The organism is Aquirufa sp. (genome assembly GCF_044377215.1).
GTDB lineage: Bacteria > Bacteroidota > Bacteroidia > Cytophagales > Spirosomataceae > Aquirufa.
The window spans coordinates 72568-91322 of the sequence record NZ_JBILJM010000001.1; the positions used below are offsets into that span (position 1 = coordinate 72568).

General features: G+C 42.8%; 14 protein-coding genes. 9 read left to right on the forward strand and 5 right to left on the reverse strand.

The features are described 5' to 3' along the window. Nucleotides 1-18: 18 nt before the first annotated feature. Nucleotides 19-3960 carry a S8 family serine peptidase gene (locus tag ACIQ6T_RS00360; RefSeq protein ID WP_395783054.1) on the forward strand — a complete coding sequence of 1314 codons (3942 nt, stop codon included), beginning with the start codon at nucleotides 19-21 and terminating at the stop codon, nucleotides 3958-3960. Here ACIQ6T_RS00360 and ACIQ6T_RS00365 read toward each other — a convergent pair. Genes ACIQ6T_RS00365 through ACIQ6T_RS00375 form a run of 3 tightly spaced genes read right to left on the reverse strand, consistent with a single transcriptional unit; the run spans nucleotide 3950 to nucleotide 6620 of the window. Then, the gene (locus tag ACIQ6T_RS00365) at nucleotides 3950-4936 is read right to left on the reverse strand and encodes a YhdH/YhfP family quinone oxidoreductase (RefSeq protein ID WP_395783056.1); all 987 of its coding nucleotides are present in this window, start codon (nucleotides 4934-4936) and stop codon (nucleotides 3950-3952) included. The genes ACIQ6T_RS00360 and ACIQ6T_RS00365 overlap by 11 nt on opposite strands. A 5-nt stretch (nucleotides 4937-4941) precedes the next feature. Further along, nucleotides 4942-5682, reverse strand: coding sequence for a class I SAM-dependent methyltransferase (locus tag ACIQ6T_RS00370; protein WP_395783058.1), 741 nt, complete (start codon nucleotides 5680-5682; stop codon nucleotides 4942-4944). Next, the gene (locus ACIQ6T_RS00375) at nucleotides 5682-6620 is read right to left on the reverse strand and encodes a GDP-L-fucose synthase family protein (RefSeq protein ID WP_395783060.1); all 939 of its coding nucleotides are present in this window, start codon (nucleotides 6618-6620) and stop codon (nucleotides 5682-5684) included. Before ACIQ6T_RS00375 ends, ACIQ6T_RS00370 begins: the two co-directional genes overlap by 1 nt. A 124-nt stretch (nucleotides 6621-6744) precedes the next feature. On the opposite strand from ACIQ6T_RS00375, the gene ACIQ6T_RS00380 reads away from it, so the two are divergent. From ACIQ6T_RS00380 to ACIQ6T_RS00395, 4 genes are read left to right on the forward strand one after another with little or no spacing between them, the layout of a single operon-like run. Then, nucleotides 6745-7671: a toxin-antitoxin system YwqK family antitoxin gene (locus ACIQ6T_RS00380; protein ID WP_395783062.1), complete on the forward strand. Its 927-nt coding sequence runs from the start codon at nucleotides 6745-6747 to the stop codon at nucleotides 7669-7671. Next, a complete protein-coding gene (locus ACIQ6T_RS00385) occupies nucleotides 7671-7994 on the forward strand; it encodes a hypothetical protein (RefSeq protein WP_395783064.1) in 324 nt (107 codons plus the stop codon). The genes ACIQ6T_RS00380 and ACIQ6T_RS00385 overlap by 1 nt, the downstream gene beginning before the upstream one ends. A gap of 37 nt (nucleotides 7995-8031) precedes the next feature. Beyond that, nucleotides 8032-9552 carry a SulP family inorganic anion transporter gene (locus tag ACIQ6T_RS00390; protein WP_395783066.1) on the forward strand — a complete coding sequence of 507 codons (1521 nt, stop codon included), beginning with the start codon at nucleotides 8032-8034 and terminating at the stop codon, nucleotides 9550-9552. Nucleotides 9553-9554: 2 nt separating this feature from the next. After that, on the forward strand, nucleotides 9555-10184 hold the full coding sequence (locus ACIQ6T_RS00395) for a carbonic anhydrase (protein WP_395783068.1): 630 nt from the start codon (nucleotides 9555-9557) through the stop codon (nucleotides 10182-10184). A 50-nt stretch (nucleotides 10185-10234) separates the two neighbouring features. On the opposite strand, the gene aspS is transcribed toward ACIQ6T_RS00395, so the two are convergent. Then, nucleotides 10235-11998, reverse strand: a complete 1764-nt coding sequence (gene aspS, locus ACIQ6T_RS00400) for an aspartate--tRNA ligase (protein ID WP_395783070.1) — start codon at nucleotides 11996-11998, stop codon at nucleotides 10235-10237. Nucleotides 11999-12103: 105 nt separating this feature from the next. On the opposite strand from aspS, the gene crtD reads away from it, so the two are divergent. Continuing rightward, nucleotides 12104-13573 (forward strand): 1-hydroxycarotenoid 3,4-desaturase CrtD, encoded by a 1470-nt coding sequence (gene crtD / locus ACIQ6T_RS00405; RefSeq protein WP_395783072.1) that lies wholly within the window; start codon nucleotides 12104-12106, stop codon nucleotides 13571-13573. Nucleotides 13574-13597: 24 nt separating this feature from the next. After that, nucleotides 13598-14077: a DUF4293 domain-containing protein gene (locus ACIQ6T_RS00410; protein WP_395783074.1), complete on the forward strand. Its 480-nt coding sequence runs from the start codon at nucleotides 13598-13600 to the stop codon at nucleotides 14075-14077. 1 nt (nucleotide 14078) lies between these two features. Here ACIQ6T_RS00410 and ACIQ6T_RS00415 read toward each other — a convergent pair whose 3' ends face one another. Further along, a complete protein-coding gene (locus tag ACIQ6T_RS00415) occupies nucleotides 14079-15044 on the reverse strand; it encodes an SIS domain-containing protein (RefSeq protein WP_395783076.1) in 966 nt (321 codons plus the stop codon). An 87-nt stretch (nucleotides 15045-15131) separates the two neighbouring features. Here ACIQ6T_RS00415 and ACIQ6T_RS00420 point away from each other — a divergent pair, with 87 nt between their 5' ends. Together ACIQ6T_RS00420 and purD are read left to right on the forward strand one after the other, a co-directional pair. Then, nucleotides 15132-17447 (forward strand): RecQ family ATP-dependent DNA helicase, encoded by a 2316-nt coding sequence (locus ACIQ6T_RS00420; protein ID WP_395783078.1) that lies wholly within the window; start codon nucleotides 15132-15134, stop codon nucleotides 17445-17447. A gap of 4 nt (nucleotides 17448-17451) precedes the next feature. Further along, nucleotides 17452-18738: a phosphoribosylamine--glycine ligase gene (gene purD, locus ACIQ6T_RS00425; protein WP_395783080.1), complete on the forward strand. Its 1287-nt coding sequence runs from the start codon at nucleotides 17452-17454 to the stop codon at nucleotides 18736-18738. Nucleotides 18739-18755: the final 17 nt, after the last annotated feature.

Genomic DNA, 18755 nt, shown 5'->3' on the forward strand with positions numbered 1-18755 from the left:
CTTTACTTTAGTAACAACATGCAGTCGAAGGCCTCGCCTCAATACCTAATCTGGTTGCTTTTTACCCTACTCTTGGTTGGAAATAGGCCACTTTTCGGTCAAGCCAAGTCGCTTTATCGGCTGGATGATCAATTAAGTAAACGACAAGCCAATGCAACAGCATTCAGTAAATCAAGCGACAGTTTATTCCAAAAAAGTCAGGCACAAGCTAAAATTAGGGGGCTTCATTTGAGTGAGGACCTTGGTGAGGGGATGAAAATTGTGTTCCAGCAATTTAATGAAATCGGTGAAGCCATGTATATGACCCACCACTCCAACCGGTTCGCGGGGCAGATGACAAGAACGGATCAGCTATATCGAGGTGGTTCATTAGGCCTCTCTTTGAGTGGCGGATCAGACACACTTTCGGGATGGCTCGGGCTTTGGGATGGAGGAACACCCTTAACTACCCACCAAGAATTTACCGGCCGAATCATGCCACAGGAATCGGCAATCACCTCTGATTCGCACGGCACACACGTAGCTGGGACATTAATCGCGTCAGGAATTAATAGCTCAGCACGGGGTATGGCTTTTGGGGCAAATCTAAAAGCTTGGGATTATACGAACGACAATTCCGAAATTAGCGCCGCATCTCTTAAATTATTAATAAGTAATCATTCCTACGGTTATCAAGCTGGCTGGGTGTACGATTCCACGAAATCCAAATGGCAATGGTGGGGAAATGATGCAGTCAGTTCATTGGAAGACTACAAATTTGGCTTTTACGACAGTAATACACAAGCCCTCGATCGCATCGCTTTTAATGCCCCCATGTACCTAATGACCAAATCTGCGGGGAATAGCCGCAACCAAAATGGTCCTACAGCCGGCTCATTTTACCTACTTCGAAATTCGAGAGACTCTTCCGCAATTTCACGCACCAAAAACGACGGATTCGATATCATATCAACAACCGGAAATGCAAAAAATATATTGACAGTAGGTGCGGCTGAGCTAAGTACGCAAGTGCCAATGTATGGCTCAGATGTTCAAATCAGCGAATTTTCAAGTTGGGGCCCTACAGACGATGGACGTATCAAACCAGACGTTGTAGGCATAGGGACCGATGTTTTATCCACAACAAATACAGGCAATTCTTCGTATGCCTCATTGACTGGAACCTCCATGGCATCTCCACAGGTTGCCGGATCACTCTTTTTATTACAACAATTATACAATCGTCTAAATAAAGGGGCATTCATGCGTGCCGCAACACTAAAAGGGCTAGCGATACATACCGCGTTGGACATCGGAAATGTGGGCCCTGACTACAAAAGCGGTTGGGGTTTAATCAATGTTGAAAAAGCTTCCATGGCCATCCAAAACAAAAATGGTGCATACCGCATTACTGAGGGGGCTTTGGCCACCGGAACAAAACAAACCTTTCCGCTCATCGCTTCCGGGAAAGGGGATCTCGAGGTAACCCTTTCATGGACTGACCCTGAGGCAAATGTGCTTTCAATAACACCCGAAAATCTGAACAATCGTAGCCCTCGGCTTGTCAATGATTTAGACATTCAAATTCAAAATGCGCAAGGTGTATCCCTTCCTTATATTTTAGATCCGGAAAATCCAGGAAATCCCGCTACCACAGGAAACAACTTCCGCGATAACGTGGAGAAAATCCGCGTTATCGGCACCATCCCAGGCCAAACATATACCTTAACCCTTTCCCATAAAGGCGTTTTAAAACTAGATAAACAAGATTTTAGTTTGATCATGTCGGGCATCGGAGGAAGAGGGTATTGTGTGTCTGCGCCCACGACCAACAATAATAACATAGCTAAATCTAAATTTGGATCCATTGAATTTAGTGACGCGAGCACAGGAGATTTTACCCAAAAAAGAATTCAAACGGAACAAGGGTCACAATTGGATTGCCAATTTGATTTCACAACAGCACAATCAAAAGAAGTAATCCTACTAGCTGACTGGAATCAAGATGGGGACTTTGACGATGCAGATGAAACCATTAAATCCTTCCAAGCTAACCTAACTTATCGCGAAAGCCTCAGTATTTCTTCGTTGGCAACCGCCGGTAATTATTACCGCATGCGACTCATTTCGAGCACGAATGGACGTCCGAGTACCTGCGGCAACTATGCTGCCGGTGAAACGAACGAGTTTTTACTGGAAATCACCCAAGCTTCAAAAGATATCGCAGCTATTTCACTGAATAGCACGACCGGATTTAACTGTGCCACAACAGGGTCAACCACCCTACAAGCGAAAATTAAAAATGTAGGTAGCAAGGCACAGTCACAAATTCCTCTGCGCGTACGTGTGCTTTTAAATCAAGTAGAAATAGGCCAAATGACCGGCACGGTTCCCAACCTCGCTTCAGGAAAAGAAACGTTAGTTTCAGTCAGTGGGCCAATTTCATTGCAGCCAGGAAAAAATTACCAATTTGTCCTTCAATCGAACCTTCCCAATGATCAATTTACCGGGAATAATGAGGTCTCCATTCAATACCAAACTGAAAGCCCAATTGCCCCTACCGCAACTGGAATTAGTTGCCTAGGAGCAAACAACTTAACATTAAGTGCAAATAGCGGCAATCCTCTTTGGTATGCAAATAACACACTAATAGGCGCAGGGTTAAAAGTTTCCGCCACTCCCGGGCAAACCTATTTTGTGGCAACGGGGGATTTTAAAGGTGATTTTGGGCCAACGACCAAATCGGCATTTGGTTCAGGGAGCTACTTTGAAAATTTTGGCCCAACTCCAATCTTTGAAATTAAAACCCCGGTAATTTTAACAACGGCACGTGTATATGTGGGCACCTCAGGTACCATCACATTCTCTGTATTAAATAAGGATACTGGCGAATTAATTTATTCCATCGCCAAAGACCTCGTTGCTACTCGGACACAACGTAATTCCACTAGAATAAACAGCCAGTTAATTGATGACAAAAATGATCCCGGCCAAATTGTCGAACTTAACCTCCCATTCCCGAAAGCTGGTAATTACATGATTTCACAAAATTGCAGCAATGGAGCAAGTATCTTCCGAAGTAACCGCTCCTTGAATGATACAATTAATGCCCCCATCAACTTAGGTTACCCTTATTCAATCCCATTTGTTCTATCCATGACAGGTGCTTTATTCAATGGAGCACCCATCACATCGGGTTTTTATTACCTATATGACATGAAATTTAGCTCATTGGGTTGCCCAAGTCCTCGGGTAAATGTGCCCCTTAGCGAACTGAAATCCCCAGTCATTAGCTTGGATAAAGTTGGAACGAAAACAATCTGCAATGGGACAAGTGAAACACTAAGCGCAGTCACAAAAGATAACGCAGATTTAAGTTGGCAATTCAATGGAGTACCAACAGGCCAAACGGGACCGAATATCACGGCATCAAAAAATGGGACCTACCAAGTTTTAGCTAGTTTTGGGGGTGTTTGCCCAACACTTTCAAATACATTCACCCTGAATATTACAAACCCCGTATCGCCGCTTGTATCCTATTCAGATGGCTACCTGAATTCGACAACGGCAGGAACAAATATGCAATGGCTACTAGATGATAAAAAAATTACAGGAGCTACCGAAGCGAAATTTTTACCAACCCAAACCGGAGCCTATCAAATTCAGTTAGTTGATATTAATAAATGCTTGGCCTTATCAGATAAGATTTTTGTTAGTATTTTGGGTCAAGAAGCAGAAAATCCATTTACCCAAATTACGGCCTATCCGAATCCAACACAAGGTGGAATACAAATGGGCATCCCAACGCGTTGGAAAACAGTAAGCGCGCGCATCGAAATAGTGGATTTAACCGGAAAACGATGGTTGGAAAAGCCCTTGAACAGTGAATTTATTGATCTTCGCAGCATACCTGCTGGGGCCTATTTCATCCAATTCATTGGCGTGCCCGGCCAAAAACCCATCAAATTCATTAAATTTTAACGAGGTAACGCCCGGATGAGCGACCAGCTAAGAGCTCATTCAGGATTTGAGGAGCTTCGGAAAGTGAAATTTCAGTCGTGAAATCACCCAATGCAATCGACCAGTCTTTTGCCAATAATTGCCATATTTCTTGCTTCCGAGCTAAAGGTGCATCTGCTGAATATATGCCAATTAACCGCACTCCACGAAGAATGAAAGGATAAACTTGCAAAGGCAATTCAATGCCTACCGCCATTCCGCAAGCAGCGACAACACCATCGTATTGTAAACTTTTCAACAATTTTACGAGTACCTCTCCGCCGAGCACATCAATCGCTCCGGCAAATTGCATGGGATATAATGCCCTTGGTTTCTCGGACAAATAATCTTGTCGGCGCACAATCCGCTTCGCCCCCAAACCCAATAAAGTTTCATCCAATTCAGGTTTGCCACACATGGCGACTACATTAAAATGCAAGTGCGTTAATAACTTGACAGCAATCATCCCTACACCGCCTGAAGCTCCAGTCACTAAAATTTCTCCAGATTCAGGCCTAAGACCATTGCCTATTAATGCTTGGACCGCCAAACCCGCCGTCAGTCCCGCGGTTCCAATTTGCATCGCAGAGCGCGCATTGAGACCTTCGGGCATTACAATTACCCAATCCCCCGGTACAGCAACAAATTCAGATAGCCCACCATGACTATTCATTCCTTGGTCAAAACCTGTTACCAAAACGTGATCCCCGGCGCGAAAAATTCCACGTTTATCTGAGACCACCGTTCCTGCAGCATCAATCCCTGGAATATGTGGAAAATCCCGTGTGATACCGCGGTGGCCACTGGCCGACAGCGCATCTTTATAGTTTAGGGATGAATAGCTTACTCGAATAAGTACATCTTGCTCACCTAACGTACTAAAAGGCAATGCGTGCACTGATGTTTCGAATTTTCCATCAGCCATTTCTGATGTCCAAAGTGCTTGAAAAGTTTCCATAGCATTTATTTTTTCACCCAAATGAAAACCATTCGAGGAGAGGTATTTTCATCGAATGGCGCAAGGGAATAATCTCCCATTAAATCTACTAAAATTAGCCCGGACTCGGCAGCATACGTGAAAAAGTCCTGTTTCGGAATCAATTCAACTTTTTCCTCAAACTGAAAATCCCTACCCTTGTCTGAGAACTTAATCGATTTATATAAAAAACTGTTGGCCTCCCAGCGCTTAATCGAAAACGTAATTCCACCATGCTGCACCTCTTCCTCGCGCACCAAATTAGCTAACACATACGTTGGGTTGAAAAAGTCCATAACTAACATTCCTCCTGACTTTAATGCATCTGCAAAGGCATGAAAAGCCAATAAATTATCTACCTTTTCATCAAAATAACCAAAGCTTGTAAAGAAATTAAAAACCACATCATAGCTGAGGCGCTTGGGCACAGGCACGCGAATATCGTGCACAAAAAACGTTAGATTCTCGGAAGCTAATTCATTCGCCTCTTGAATATTTTTGGGGGACAAATCGTACGCATCTACCTGAAGGCCCAATTGTTCGAGCGTTTTGGCATGGCGTCCTTTTCCACAGGCAGCATCTAGCACGTGGGCACCTACTTGAATTTGCAAATGTATTTGCAACGATTGAATAAACATGGCTGCTTCCGCTTCGTCACGCTCCGCATACAAAATGTGGTAATAGGGCGAATCAAACCAGGCACTAAACCACTCCAGCTCTTTTTCCATTATTTGCGAATCGTAACATTCGCCAAAAAATCTTGATAGGCTAATTGAATACCATCAGCAAGCTCAATATGATGTTTCCACCCCAAGCCGTGTAACTTATTCACATCCATCAGCTTACGAGGTGTGCCGTCAGGACGCGAAGTGTCCCATTTGATAGTTCCCGTAAAGCCAACGATCCGTTGGACTGTTTCTGCTAACTCCTTAATCGTCACATCAACTCCGGTACCAATGTTAACTAATTCGGCATCATTGTATGTTTCCATAAGAAACATACATGCCTCGGCTAAATCGTCAGCATACAAAAATTCGCGCATTGGAGACCCTGTACCCCATAATTCCATCGACTGATCACCACGTTCTTTAGCTTCGTGAAACTTTCGAATCATTGCCGGCAAAACATGTGAATTTTGCAAATCGTAATTATCATTCGGGCCATATAAATTGGTGGGCATCACTGAAATAAAATTACAACCATATTGGGCTCGGTAAGCTTCGCACATCTTAATGCCTGCAATTTTGGCAATCGCATAAGGTTCATTGGTCGGCTCTAAGAGACCTGTCAATAAATAAGATTCTTTAAGTGGCTGAGGGGCTAATTTAGGGTAGATGCACGAAGATCCAAGAAACATTAATTTAGTTACCTGATTCACATAAGCGGCATGAATGACATTATTTTGAATAGCCAAATTTTCATAAAGGAAGTCGGCGCGATACGTATTATTTGCTACAATCCCCCCCACTTTGGCAGCTGCTAAAAAAACATAGGCTGGCTTTTCGGTTGCAAAAAAGTCCGCAACGGCTTGTTGGTTCCTCAAATCTAGCTCCGCCGAAGTCTTTAAAATAAGGTTTTGATATCCTCTTTTTTCAAGTGACCGAACGATGGCAGAACCGACCATCCCGCGGTGCCCAGCTACATATATTTTTGCGTGCTTTTCCAATGCGTAATTTGATTATTTATCTTCTTGTAATAAAAAACGTTACAAAAATACACAAACTACCCGAGGGAAACATTTAAATTCCTATTTTTGGAAAATTTTTTTGGACGTTGAACGTTCCATACATATGAAATTTAATTGTGTCTTTTTCTGTTTGTTGCTGTCCATTTGCTTCTTAAGTGGGGCGCAAGACAAATCCATTTTTTCAAGCAATAAGCCCTTAACAGATACGACGAAAAAAGCAGGAGGTTTGTTTGGCGGTCGGCTCAGTACAGGACTCGAGCAAGGGCTGGAATCAGCTAAAAATATCAAAAATGAAAGTCAGGCGATTTGGGAAGATGTAAGCCTAAAAGCAAGCATGACAGCCCGGCGGTTGAAAAAGAAAGTCCAACTTAAAGACGAGTACGAGGGTACTAAAACAGAACGTAGAGTTGGAAGTTACGGTACAGGAGGAAGAGCTACCATTGAAGAATTCAATGTCGTCAAGTATGTCGAAGATGAATCTGTAAGCCCCTATGTGCAGGAGATTTGGTGGTACGATCCCGGCCAATCTCGTATCGTAAATACGCCATTAAAGGAAAACCAACGCGCACAAATTTGCCATGGTTCGTATCGAAAAATAATCAATGAGGTGCTCGTCGAAGAGGGCTACTTTTACATGGGGGCGAAGAATGACCGATGGGAAGCCTATGATTCAGAAGGTATACTTTTGACGAAAAATTATTTTGACCGTGGATTTCCTGCAGGGTCCGAAATAAGTTATTTTGATGCGGCTAAGCTTAAGATTAAAGAGGTCATTCCGTTCGTTTATGGGAAGTCAACGGGCCAGTATTTACTTTTTTTCCCGTCTGGGAATTTAGCGATTGAGGGGAAACTAGACGAAGGTATTCGCGTGGGTAGATGGCGTGAATTTTACGAATTTGGATCGGGAGGCCGATTAAAAAAGGAAATGCGCTATGGAAAAGATAAATTTGAGGATATTGAACCTATTGTCGTTCAGGAACGCGATGAAAAAGGCAAAATAACGAATCAGACTAAAATTAAATTCGACTAATGCGTGCGATAATCACTTTATTGATTTGCTTACTGAGCTTCTCGCAAGTACAGGCGACGACGTATGCGCGTGCCTCCGCGCCATGTCAACTTACAACGCAATCTGATCATCATTCGAAGCCCGTAAATCAAAAACAAGAAAATCAAGAGGAGGATGAAATAACGGATGAGGATCAGGATTTTTCAGATGAATCAATTTATTCAATGGAATGCAGCTTACTCCCAGACTCTTTTCATAAAAATATTTTAATTAATTTTTATTTAGTAAGGAAAACAAATGCGCATGTAAATCCGATCCTAACCCCACCTGATTGCATGCCCTGACCTAACTAACTTTTCATTAATTAAAATATAAAAACATATGAATCATTACATACAGTCCTTTCTCAAAGGAGATTGGAAATCGGGCATTGCTGTATTTTTAGTAGCCCTTCCTCTTTGCTTAGGGATAGCACTTGCATCAGGTGCGCCCTTGTTAGCTGGCCTTGTGGCTGGTATCGTGGGAGGAATTATCGTTTCTCTTTTATCTGGATCTGAGCTATCTGTCAGTGGACCCGCCGCTGGACTTACGATCATCGTAGCGACTGCCATTATTGATCTAGGTTCATTTCCTGGCTTTTTAGTTGCTGTCATACTTGCCGGTGTAATTCAAATTGCACTTGGGCTGCTTAAGTTGGGGAAAATCGGTGGATTCTTCCCTTCATCTGTCATTCGAGGCATGTTAGTTGCAATCGGAATTGTCATCATTTTAAAACAAATTCCGCATGCCATTGGGGATGATTTGGACTTTATTGGCGAATTTGAATTTGACCAAAAAGATGGAAAAAATACCTTTTCGGAGATTTTAGCATCCTTTACTACCCTTAAATCTGGGGCCTTACTCATCTCGACCATTGGATTAATTATTCTGTTTTCTTGGACGAAGCTAGGTGAAACATTTCGATTTATGAATGCGCTTCCTGCCTCCTTATTTGTGGTTTTGGCGGGAGTGGCGATGAATGAAAGTTTTGCTTTTTGGGCGCCTGACTGGTATTTAGGGGATTCTAAAGATCATATGGTGAATCTGCCCATTTTTGCTTCGACTAGCGAGGTTTGGGGTGGATTAGTTTCGCCTGATTGGAGTTTTATTTCGAATTCCAAAGTGTATTCCATCGCCTTAACATTAGCGATTGTCGCATCTTTAGAATCCTTATTGTCCTTAGAAGCAACAGATTCTTTAGACCCTTTAAAAAGAATCTCTTCACCAGATAGAGAACTTTTAGCTCAAGGGGCTGGAAATGTAGCTAGTGGACTATTAGGCGGAATTCCGATTACTTCGGTGATTGTACGCTCCTCCACAAATATCTATTCGGGTGGAAAAAGCCGCATGTCAGGGTTTTTCCATGGTATCTTGCTTCTCGCAGCGGTACTTGCTTTGCCGTTGTACCTGAACAAAATTCCATTGGCCTGTTTAGCGAGTGTTTTATTGTACACGGGCTATAAACTTGCCCACCCTTCCGCTTTTAAAAAGGTAATTGCAGAAGGTTGGAAGCAATGGGTTCCCTTTTTAGTCACTATCGTCGTAGTCGTAGGTGTTGACTTATTGTGGGGTATTTTTGTAGGAACCTTGGTGGGCCTAGTCTTCGTCTTAGTGACGAATTATTCGTCAGTTTTCACCGTTTTCCAAAATGGAAATGAAGTATTAATTAAATTCCAAAAGGACGTAACTTTTTTACACAAAATGGCCTTAAAAGAAGCGCTACGGAAGATCCCAACTGGCTCTGAAGTGTTTATTGATATTTCCAAAGTGCATTTCATGGATCACGACATTAATTTACTTATTCAAGAATTTATCGCCACAGCTCACGAAAGAGGCATTGAGGCAGATTTAAAAAAGAAATAATCATGAAAGAATACAAAAAATTACTACTGAGTAACAAAGCTTGGGCTAGCGAAAGACTAGAATTAGACCCGACCTATTTTGACAATTTGTCAAAAACCCAAACCCCTCTTTTCCTTTGGATCGGTTGTGCTGACAGCCGCGTCCCTGCGGAAGAAATTACGCATGCGGATCCAGGTGATATTTTCGTTCACCGGAATGTGGCCAACATGGTCGTCCATACGGACATTAATTTATTGTCGGTGCTTCAATACGCCGTCGAAGTACTTGAAGTAAAACACATCATTGTTTGTGGGCATTATAATTGTGGTGGGGTGAAGGCAGCGATGACCAATCACGATTTTGGACTAATTAACAAATGGCTACGTAACATCAAAGAGGTCTATGAAAAACACTACGAAGATTTGCATGACATCAAGGATGAAACGGCACGTTTCAATAAACTAGTGGAATTGAATGTTGCGGAACAGATCCAAAACTTAGCCAAGACTTCTATCGTCCAGAAAGCTTGGGGAAAACGCCAATTCCCTCACTTGCACGGCTGGGTATTCGATATCCACAAAGGCGAGATTAAAGAGGTGTTGAATATCAATGCCGGCGAATGGAAAAGTCCTGTTTTCCATTACGATTTTTAAAAAAAAGAGGGGGCCGCTGCGCGGCCCCCTCTTTCATTATATTCACTAATTTAAACCGTCGTCTTAATCTTCAATTCATCCAACTGTGCTTGCGCCAATGGAGAAGGAGAATCGATCATCACGTCACGTCCTGCGTTATTCTTAGGGAAGGCAATGTAATCCCGAATTGAATCCGTACCACCGAACAACGAGCAAAGGCGGTCAAAACCAAAGGCCAAACCACCATGCGGCGGCGCCCCATATTCAAAGGCATCTAATAAGAAACCAAATTGTGCTTGCGCTTCCTCTGGAGTGAATCCAAGCACTTCGAACATTTTAGACTGAAGATCTTTTTGGAAAATACGAATCGAACCTCCTCCTACTTCCACGCCATTCACGACTAAATCGTAGGCGTTCGCACGAACTTTTGCAAATTCGCCCGCTAACATCAATGGAATATCTTCCGGTTTCGGACTTGTAAATGGATGATGCATCGCAAACCAGCGATCTTCCTCCTCACCGTACTCTAATAGTGGGAAATCAACTACCCAGTGAACTTTATAATTATTCGGATCACGTAATCCCATACGCGTTCCCATTTCTAAACGTAATTCATTTAATTGCTTGCGCACCTTGTCACCTTCCCCTGAAAGAACTAAAATTAAGTCGCCAGGCGCCGCATTAAAAGCTGCTGACCAAGTTGCCAAATCTGCTTCTGAATAAAATTTATCCACCGACGATTTAACAACTCCATCCGGTTGAACACGGGCATAAATCAAGCCTTTGGCCCCGATTTGCGGCCGACGAACAAAATCGGTTAATTCATCTAATTGCTTCCGCGTATACTCAGCAGCACCCTTAACGCAAATACCCACTACGGTGTTCACCGTATCAAAAACTTGAAAATCTTTGCCAGACGTTAAATCCACGCCTTCGCCTTTCAATTCCACAAACTTCATATCAAATCGAATGTCCGGCTTATCCGAACCGTAATATTTCATCGCATCCGCATAGGTCATACGTGGCACTTGGCCGATGTCGAAGCCTTTCACATTTTGGAACAAATGACGAATCAATCCCTCAAACATATTCAGAATATCTTCTTGCTCCACAAATGACATTTCGCAGTCGATTTGCGTAAACTCAGGCTGGCGATCTGCGCGTAAATCCTCATCCCGAAAACACTTCACAATTTGGTAGTAACGGTCGAAACCGGAAACCATCAATAATTGCTTAAATGTTTGTGGAGATTGTGGTAAGGCATAAAATTCACCTGGATTCATGCGCGAAGGCACGACAAAATCACGCGCTCCCTCCGGAGTGGATTTGATTAATACAGGCGTTTCAACCTCAATAAAATCTTGCTTATCTAAGTAATTACGCACTTCGCGACCTACGTGATGGCGCAATTGCAAACTCGCACGAATCGGATTACGACGTAAGTCTAAATACCGGTATTTCATGCGGATATCATCCCCTCCATCCGTTTCATCTTCAATCAAAAAAGGTGGCAGTTTGGCTGGATTTAAAACCCGAATTCCCGTCACTTTTATCTCAATGTCGCCCGTGGGCATTTTGTCATTTTTCGCCAAACGTTCTACAACCACACCTATCGCCTCCACAACAAATTCACGGCCTAAACTACGGGCGATTTGTAACGCCTCTGGAGTCGATTTCCCCTCCTCTAGCATCAATTGCGTAATCCCATACCGGTCACGTAAATCAACCCAAATCATCCCTCCTTTGTCGCGCGTCTTTTGTATCCAACCACATAAAGTGACCGTTTGACCTACATGGCCCATGCGCAATTCGCCGTTCGTGTGTGTACGTAGCATATTTTAAATTAAAAATTCGTGCAAAATTACAGAAAATGAAATGGAGTGTAAAACATTTACCCGTTTATTCTTATTTAGTTAATTTAGAGCTTCAAAAATAAATCAGTGGCGCAAATCGGAATCGTAGGATCAGGAATTGGAGGTATCGCTTTTGCGATTCGAATGGCATGCTTGGGCCAACAAGTTCACGTGTTTGAAGCTAATGCCTATCCTGGCGGAAAATTAGCCGAAATCACGCTCGATGGCTATCGATTCGATGCGGGGCCGTCGTTATTTACATTACCGCAACTCGTTGATGAATTATTTACCCTTGCTGGAAAAAACCCACGAGAATACTTACAATACGAACGTCTGCCGGAAATTTGTCGGTACTTCTGGGAAGATGGGACACGCCTGAATACCCATCAAGATCCTGATAAAACTTCTAAGGAAATCGCCGAAGTACTTGGAGAATCAGCCACCAACATTCGTAATTATATCGCGGAGGCAGGAATAAAATATAACATCGTAAGCGATCTTTTTCTAGACAACTCCTTACATAAATTAGCTACCTGGACAGGCAAAAAAGCACTAACGGGATATGCCAATTTACACCGCCTCGGTCTTTTCGAGACCATGCATACACATCACCAAAAAAGATTTTTAAACCCCAAAACGGCCCAGTTATTCGATCGATATGCCACCTATAATGGGTCTGACCCCTATCAAACACCGGCCACTTTATCCATTATTCCACATTTAGAATACAATTTGGGGGCGTATTTTCCATCAGGGGGAATGATTGAAATACCTAGATCTTTAACCCGCTTGGCAAAAGATTTAGGCGTTGAATTCCACCTGGAAGAACCGGTGACCAACATTCGATGTGCTGGTAATCAAGTTACCGGGTTGGACACAACAAAAGGAACTTATGACTTTGACTACGTAGCTAGCAATGCAGACATTCGTCCCACATATGATCGATTATTACCTGAAATCACCAAACCGAAAAAATTACTAAATCAGCCAAAATCAAGCTCAGGAATTATTTTTTATTGGGGGGTAAACCGCACATTCGATGAATTGGGCGTGCATAACATCTTTTTTGCAGAAAATTATAAGCGGGAATTTGACGCAATTTTTAAAACGCAAACAATGGACGAAGACCCAACGGCCTATGTTCACATTTCAAGTAAAGTAGCTTCAGAAGATGCACCTGCAGGTTGTGAGAACTGGTTTGTTTTAATGAATGCCCCGGCAAATAGCGGGCAAGATTGGGACAATCTAGTCGCTGAAACACGTAAAAATGTAATCGCAAAAATTAGCCAAATTTTAGGGGTGGATCTTGAAAAACACATTGTTTCCGAGGACTACCTGGATCCCCGCCGTATCGAAACGCGTACCTCCTCTTCAGGTGGTGCCTTGTATGGCAATGCATCCAATAATAAATTTGCGGCGTTTTTACGGCATCCTAATTACCGACCGAGCATCAAAAACCTCTATTGGATTGGCGGAAGTGTCCATCCAGGAGGCGGGATTCCTTTATGCCTCAGCTCAGCAAAAATCGCAGCCAAGCTATTTCAAGAAAATGCTTAATTTTGCATCAAATTCTTAATACGTATGATTCAGAGACCACAATCCCTTTTATTAGCCTTAGTAATTATCGCCAACAGCCTTGTTACATCAACGGGCTGGCCAATATGGAGTAAAATAGGTGCATCAGGACAAAAAGCAACCCTTTTCTTCAATGAATGGACAGTATCGCAAGGGGAACAAATAACAGCAACTCACCCGACGATCGCGATTGCGATTTTAATCACCTTATCCACCATCATCACCATAGTAACGATTTTTTCATTTAAAAACCGCGTCCGCCAAATGATGTTGGGCTTAGTCAATTCCTTATTACTTGCAGGCGCGATGGCCTACGCTTTTTGGGTGATATTTAAAGAGGCGATGCCTACATTTGATCCGGAAATTCAAGGAAAATATGGCTATGGATTTTACGCGATGGTGGTCGCGCTACTAGCAAATATGATTGCGAATCGGTTAATTCGGAAGGACGAAATGCTCGTGCAGTCTTCGAATCGCATGCGCTAATTTAGACAATTCCCTCTTTTAAAAGGTCGTGGATATGGACAAATCCCACGGCCTTTTTATTTGCAAGCACAATCAATTGCGTAATATTTAAGGATTGCATAATCGCCAATGCCTCCGTCGCATAAGCGTCTGAATCAATGGTTTTTGGGGTTCGATTCATCATATCGATGACCTGAATAGCTGACCAGTCGGCCTGCGTTTCTAACATACGGCGCACGTCGCCATCCGTAATAATCCCCAATAATTCACCGCCCTCTACTACAGCGGTGGCCCCAAGCCGCTTCGAACTAATCTCGTGAATTGCCTCTTTAATAGTTGCCGCAGACACAATGGAAGGAAAATCATGCTGAGGATATAAATCAGAAACCTTCAAATACATCCGCTTTCCAAGGGCTCCACCGGGATGGTATTTGGCAAAATCTTGAGCGGTAAACCCTTTGCATTCCAACAAGCAAACGGCTAAGGCATCACCAAGAGCTAAGGCTACGGTCGTTGATGTTGTAGGCGCCAAATTCATTAAGTCCGCCTCTTGTTCTGCGAACGCATGTAAAATATAGTTGGCCTGCTGCCCCAAATACGACTCTCTATTCGAAACCATGGCAATTAACGAAACGTCTAGACGTTTAATTAAGGGCACAAGCACTTTGATTTCGGGGGTATCGCCGGATTTGGAGATGCAAATCACGGAATCACCCGACTGAATCATTCCTAAATCTCCATGAATGGCATCGGCAGCATGCATAAACAAAGCGGGCGTCCCCGTTGAATTCATTGTGGCAACAATCTTCTGAGCAATAATGGCAGATTTACCAATTCCCGTAAATACAATCCTGCCCGGGCGAGCTAGCAAATGTTCAACACAGGCTTCAAATTCGGAATCGATTGCTTGACTTACATGTAAAATGGCCTTCGCTTCTTGCGTTAAAACTTTTTTTGCTGTGGATTGAATATTTTTGCTTAATTTCAATGTTAGTAAGGATTATAAGGGTTCAAAGATAAGACAATCAAAAAGAATTCCGCCAAGTAACAAAACGCAAACGCCACGATCAATCGTATGACCAATCCCATTTCACCTAATGTTTTAAAAGAGCAACTCAAAAAGACATTTGGCTTTAGTCAGTTTCGAGGCGAGCAAGAGGCGATAATCCAAAATACAATTGCTGGAAACCACAGTTTTGTCCTAATGCCTACGGGCGCCGGCAAATCACTGTGCTACCAATTACCTGCCATCATCATGCCAGGCACAGCAATCGTCATCTCGCCTTTGATTGCATTAATGAAAAACCAAGTAGACCAAATGCTTGCTTTTGGCATCAATGCTCAATTTTTAAACTCTTCATTAAGTCGGGCCGAAATCAATCGCGTCAAAGCAGAAGTGATTAGTGGTGTCGTCAAATTATTGTACATCGCGCCTGAGTCGTTGAATAAGCAGGAGAATTTGAATTTCCTCCAACAAGCCAATATTTCATTCGTGGCGATCGATGAAGCGCATTGCATCTCCGAATGGGGCCATGATTTCCGACCTGAATACCGTAAGATCCGAACGATCATTGAGAATATAAATGCAAAATTACCAATTATTGCGTTAACGGCGACGGCGACTCCGAAGGTCCAACAAGACATCCAAAAAACATTAAATTTAGAAGATGCGACAGTTTTTAAAACGTCCTTTAATCGGAAAAATCTTTACTATGAAATTCGATCTAAGAAGGATATTGACAAACAACTGATCCGCTTCATTAAAGGTCATTCCGGAAAAGCGGGTATCATCTATTGTTTAAGCAGAAAGCGTGTGGAGGAAATTTCTGACCTGCTTTTGGTGAATGGGATAAACGCCCTTCCCTATCATGCCGGCTTAGATCCGCAGGTTCGTATAAGCAATCAAGAGGCATTTTTGAATGAGGAAGTAGACGTGATGGTGGCGACGATAGCCTTTGGAATGGGCATCGACAAGCCGGATGTGCGTTTTGTAATTCACTATGATGCGCCTAAATCGCTGGAAGGATATTATCAAGAAACAGGTCGAGCAGGACGTGATGGCCTGGATGGCACATGTATCTTGTTTTATACCTACGACGATATACTGAAGCTTGATAAATTCAATAAAGACAAAGCCGTTTCCGAAAAAGAAAATGCCAAATTACTCTTGAGTGAAATGGTCTATTATGCCAATTTGGGGGTTTGTCGGCGCAAGCAACTACTCAGCTATTTTGGCGAGCACATGGCTGAAAATTGTGGTTTCTGCGATAATTGCAAGCACCCAACGGCCACATTTAAGGTAGAAAAGGAAGTTCATTGGGTCTTAGATGCCGTGAAACAAACGGGGGAAAGGTTTGATGCAGAGCATTTAGCGGATGTATTGGAAGGGAAAAGCAATCAATATACCCAAAGTTACGAGCATGAAAAACTGAGTTGCTTTGGGATTGGGGCAATAGCACCTTGGAATGTTATTGAACCGGAGGATGACGAGGATGACGAGGATGATGAAGACGGAGATGACGACGCGCCGAAAAAACCAAAGCTACTTAAGAAAACAAAAAGAGAGCCAAATCCGGAGAGCCAAAAATCACCTTGGATCTCGTTTATAAAGCAAATGGTCATCTATGACTTACTTGCTAAGGACGTGGAAAATTATGGGGTCTTAAAGCTTAATGAAAAATCAGCGGCCTACGTAAAAGATTCGTATCCATTAACGTTCGCGCGTGATCATGATTATGAGCAAGAGGCGATAACGGCTGAAAATGAGGAAGAAAATGCGGCATTGGGCGCAAAAGCGTATGATAATGCATTATTTGAAATATTAAAAAACTTACGTAAAAAAGTAGCGAAGGAGAAAAACCTTCCTCCATATGTAATTTTCCAAGACCCATCACTAGAGGAAATGGCGACTACCTACCCGACAAATCAGGAGGAAATGGCGCAGATTACAGGTGTGGGAATGGGCAAAGTAGTCAAATTTGGAAAGCAGTTTATAGATACGATCATTCGCTATGTGGATGAAAACGAAATTGAAACTGCTAAAGAAGTGGTGGTCAAGTCGACGGTCAATAAATCAAAAATCAAAATTTACATCATTCAACAGGTTGATCGCAAGATTGATTTAGATTTAATTGCCGAGCAGAAAGAATTGAACATGTCGGAATTGATTGAGGAGATTGAGGCTATTTGTTATTCAGGAACCAAATTGAACTTGGATTATTTTATCAATCAAGTAATTGAACCGGATAAACAAGACGAAATATTCGACTATTTCTTATCGGCAGACACCGATAACATCGCACAGGCACTGGATGAATGTAATATTGAAGATGTGAGTGAAGAAGAATTGCGTTTGATGCGCATTAAGTTTTTGAGTGAATTAGCCAATTAGATTTATGAATGTTTTAATTATCGGTTCGGGAGGTCGTGAGCACGCATTTGCATGGAAGGTTTCCCAAAGCCCATTACTTAGTAATTTATTTTTTGCTCCGGGTAATCCGGGCACAGCCACTTTTGGCACAAATTTACCTGTAGGCGTTGCTGATTTAGCGGGTATTGTTCAGGCAATCCGCGAAAATCAAATTGAATTAGTGGTTGTAGGGCCTGAGGAGCCCCTTGTAAAAGGAGTTCGAGATTACATCGAATCACATGCCGATTTAACGCATGTGGGTATTGTAGGTCCAGGCGCGGCGGGTGCACAATTGGAGGGAAGCAAGGATTTTTCAAAAAAATTCATGCATATGTATGGCGTCCCAACGGCCGCTTCGGAAACATTCACAAAGGATACTATTGAGGCTGGTTTAGTCTATTTAGAAAACGAATCTTTACCAATCGTATTGAAGGCCGATGGGCTCGCTGCTGGAAAAGGGGTGATTATCGCCCAAACATTAGCGGAGGCTCAAAGCTCGTTGAAAGAGATGTTGTTAGACGCAAAGTTTGGTGCGGCATCCGAAAAAGTAGTCATTGAGCAATTTTTGCGTGGTATTGAAATGTCTGTATTTGTTTTGACAGATGGCGAAAATTATGTGGTTTTACCGGAAGCGAAGGATTATAAGCGGATTCGTGAAAATGATGAAGGATTGAATACGGGTGGAATGGGCGCTGTTTCGCCCGTACCATTTGCAACGGCTAAGTTCATGAGTGCCGTGGATCAAAAAGTGATTAAACCGACGCTTGCTGGATTGAAAAAAGAAGGCATTCCGTATAAGGGATTTATATTTATTGGTTTAATGAATCACGAAGGGGAACCTTATGTGATTGAATACAATGCAAGGATGGGTGATCCTGAAACCGAGGTAGTCTTACCTAGAATCGAATCGGATTTCTTATCTTTGCTGCTTGCAGCTGCACGTGGCACTTTGCACGAAGAGAAAATTGAAATCTCGGAGCAATTTGCCGTAACGACAATGGTTGTCGCTGAGGGCTACCCAGAAGAATATCGGAAGGGAGACGTAATTAGCGGATTGGATTTAGTAACAGATGCAATTGTCTTCCAAGCGGGAACGCGAGAAGAAAATGGACAAATTTTGACTAGTGGGGGGCGAGTTATTGCTCTCACAGCAACTTCAAATACCCTAGAGAAGGCGATACAAAAGTCTCAAAAGGCGGCCCAATCGGTCCAATTTGAAGGTAAAAACTTTAGAAGAGATATTGGTCTCGACATCCTACGTTATAAAGGATAAGCGATCGATGGAATCAA